We start from the raw sequence: 2,932 nt of genomic DNA, 5'->3' as shown, positions 1-2,932 counted from the left end.
TAGATCTTTCCCGACTCACTCTATACAATAAGTCTACACCCGGATTTGATATTACCCAGACTTTCAATTCTCATTAATCTTGAACTATTAAATTCTCTCTAAAGAGGTTTATTTTAAGGTGACGGCTGACCGCTGACCGCTGTTCGCTGACCGCTGACCGCTGACTGCTGACCGCTGACCGCTCACAATAAATAAAGTAATGGATAAAGGTTTCTAACATTACCCTTTACCCATTACTCGTTACCCTCTAACCCCAATTTTTCCCTGATCAGCAAGTAGCCCAACTTATGGAGGCTATCACTTTATGTCAGGGATTGGAGAACTGAACAAACCTACTTTATGTAGCTGCTTGGCTTTAGATAGGAACAAGCTTTCGTAGGCTTTAATATCCTTATCCTTAGCAAATTCCTCATAGTAGCGCTCTTTGCTGGCTAGTTTCATTTTTTGCAGTTCATCACCATCATTTAGCAGTATCTCCAGTTTCTCCTCCAATTCTGCTTCATTTTTGAAATAGTGAGCACCAGTTCCTGCAACCCAACGATTGAAGCGATTATTGTTTGCCAGAACCGGCTGACCAGCGCTGAGGGCTTCTACTAAAGAAGGATTAGTACCACCAACTTGATGTCCATGAATATAGAGTCGTGCGTGGAATCTCAAGGCATTAACCACTGACTTATTATAGATAGCACCAGGAAATATCACCTCATCACTGGCTGCTTCTAGAACTTGTTTGTGATAGGGTACCTGATCAGGTAAATAGCGACCAAGCACCACCAATTTAAGACCCCGAGGTCGCCTGGAAAAGCCAGAAACAATCTCTAGAATCGAGTTTTCTGGTTCAGGTCTGGCAATTACCAAAGCATACTCCTTCGGAGCCAGATTATACGCGGTTAAAAGTTGTGAGTCGCCATCAACAACTTTCTCGGTTCCATAAGGAATCACCGTAATTTTCTCAGAAGCTACTTTTCGGGTCAATAAATGACTCTTGATTGCTGGGTGATCAGCAATTAAACTGTTAGCTAACCAACACCCAGCCCATTCATTGAGATATAACCAAATTTTTTCAGGAAGCCTCCATTTACTGCGTTTCCATTCCAGACCATCCATATTCATAAAATTGGTAATTCCTTTGAGGCGATACCAAATACTGAAGATGGCTGTGTTATAGCCAAGGGTAAGCACGATACCCTTTTGTTTGACCGCATGTAATGTAGATTTCCAGTCAAAAATTATCGATCCCATTGCGTTGCCATACGGTACCGGTATATGAACCAGACGAATACCATTCCAGTATTCTTCAAACATCTGATTTTTGTGCTCTTCCTGACAATATACTGTGACTTCCCATCCCTGAGATACAAGATATTTTGACAGCCGTTCCGCGAAAGTTTCAAATCCACCATATTGGGCGGGAATGCCACGGATACCAAGAATTGATAGTTTCAACATTTTAGATGCCCCAGTCTAACAGTATACAATGGCAAACATTTGCCTTCCCAATTCACGAGTTACTTAGACTAACTGAGTTGCTGAACGAAAATGCACACCCAACAGCCGATAATAAACGGCTATCAAAGCGATGCAGCGCGGTCTTGGGGAGGCAGCGCCGACCTGCGGGGGTTCCCCCCATGAGCGACTGCCGTGGTTTCCACGGGGCTTACAAGGTGCGGAAGCAAGTTCAGCACACAGACCCATGCGCCATGAGCGACTGCATCAAGAAGGGATATAATAACTGGGCTGTCATACACGGCTAACTAACCTTAAACCCTGACTCATAGAGCGACTCAACCTAAAAACCATGCTCGATCTCAACGGAAAAAATGCTTTTGTCACTGGCATCGCCAACAACCGCTCCATTGCTTGGGGGATCGCCCAACAGTTGCACAACGCGGGGGCAAATTTAGGTGTGAACTTTTTGCCTGACGAAAAAGGTCGCTATGAGAAAAAAGTTCGAGACCTGGTAGAGCCCCTCGAGCCTAGCATTATCATGCCCTGTGATGTCCGAAACGATGCCCAAATTGAAGCGATTGGGGATGCGATCGCAAAACAATGGGGCAAACTGGACATCCTGATTCACTGTTTAGCCTTTGCCAATAAAGAGGATCTATCGGGAGAGTTTAGTCAGACATCCCGTGAGGGGTTTTCCCTAGCCTTAGACATTAGCAGTTACTCCCTCAATCGATTAACCGCAGCTTGGAAACACTTGATGACTGATGGGGGTAGCATTGTCACCCTCAGCTATCTTGGGGGGGTTAAAGTAATTCCCAATTATAATGTGATGGGTGTTGCTAAAGCAGCACTGGAAATGAGTGTTCGTTACCTGGCCGCAGAACTAGGACCTCAAACGATTCGGGTCAATGCTATCTCCGCAGGACCAATCCGGACCTTAGCCTCTTCAGCAGTTGGGGGTATCATGGATATGATTCATCATGTAGAGAAAGTAGCACCACTGCGCCGCACTGTTACTCAGGAAGAAGTGGGTAAAGCAGCTGCTTTCTTGTGTAGTGATTTAGCCAGTGGCATCACTGGTCAGGTTTTATATGTAGACGCTGGTTACGAAATAATGGGAATGTGACTAAGAACAATTGCGTCAACTATAGAATTGGAACATAAAAAGCGATGCAGCGCGGTCTTGGGGAGGCAGTGCCTTCATGTGGGGGTTCCCCCCATGAGCAACTGCCGTGGTTTCCCCCATGAGCGACTGCATCAAGAATTGATAATTATTTCGCGCATTCCGTGATGGTTGATGCAATGCGCGAATACTTAAGCGATGCAGCGCGGTCTTGGGGGTTTCCCCCATGAGCGACTGCATCAAGAACGGAAGAATACTGAATTAGTTTGGTCACTGCCAAATCGGCAAATAACTATTAAGTGATAGTGACGTACTCCCGACGTTGCCCTAACGGGACAACGCGGGCTTCTTACCAACACC

At 45.6% G+C, this 2,932-nt stretch carries 3 protein-coding genes; 2 read left to right on the top strand and 1 reads right to left on the bottom strand.

The features are described 5' to 3' along the window. Window positions 1-297: 297 nt before the first annotated feature. On the bottom strand, window positions 298-1,449 hold the full coding sequence (locus tag BJP37_RS11555) for a DUF1972 domain-containing protein (protein ID WP_075898908.1): 1,152 nt from the start codon (window positions 1,447-1,449) through the stop codon (window positions 298-300). Window positions 1,450-1,579: 130 nt separating this feature from the next. Here BJP37_RS11555 and BJP37_RS39005 point away from each other — a divergent pair, with 130 nt between their 5' ends. Beyond that, a complete protein-coding gene (locus BJP37_RS39005; RefSeq protein ID WP_158069539.1) occupies window positions 1,580-1,729 on the top strand; it encodes a hypothetical protein in 150 nt (49 codons plus the stop codon). A 69-nt stretch (window positions 1,730-1,798) separates the two neighbouring features. Beyond that, window positions 1,799-2,575: an enoyl-ACP reductase FabI gene (gene fabI / locus BJP37_RS11550; RefSeq protein WP_075898906.1), complete on the top strand. Its 777-nt coding sequence runs from the start codon at window positions 1,799-1,801 to the stop codon at window positions 2,573-2,575. The last annotated feature ends 357 nt before the right edge of the window (window positions 2,576-2,932 follow it).

The sequence above is a fragment of the Moorena bouillonii PNG genome (assembly GCF_001942495.1).
Classification (GTDB): Bacteria; Cyanobacteriota; Cyanobacteriia; order Cyanobacteriales; family Coleofasciculaceae; genus Moorena; species Moorena bouillonii.
The sequence above is the reverse complement of the archived record's forward strand: the minus strand, read 5'-3'. Positions and strand labels throughout refer to the sequence as shown.

Coding starts and splice junctions, on each gene's coding strand:
- BJP37_RS11555 (WP_075898908.1), bottom strand. CDS start 1,449: ATGTTGAAACTATCAATTCTTGGTATCCGTGGCATTCCCGCCCAATAT.
- fabI (WP_075898906.1), top strand. CDS start 1,799: ATGCTCGATCTCAACGGAAAAAATGCTTTTGTCACTGGCATCGCCAAC.
- BJP37_RS39005 (WP_158069539.1), top strand. CDS start 1,580: ATGCAGCGCGGTCTTGGGGAGGCAGCGCCGACCTGCGGGGGTTCCCCC.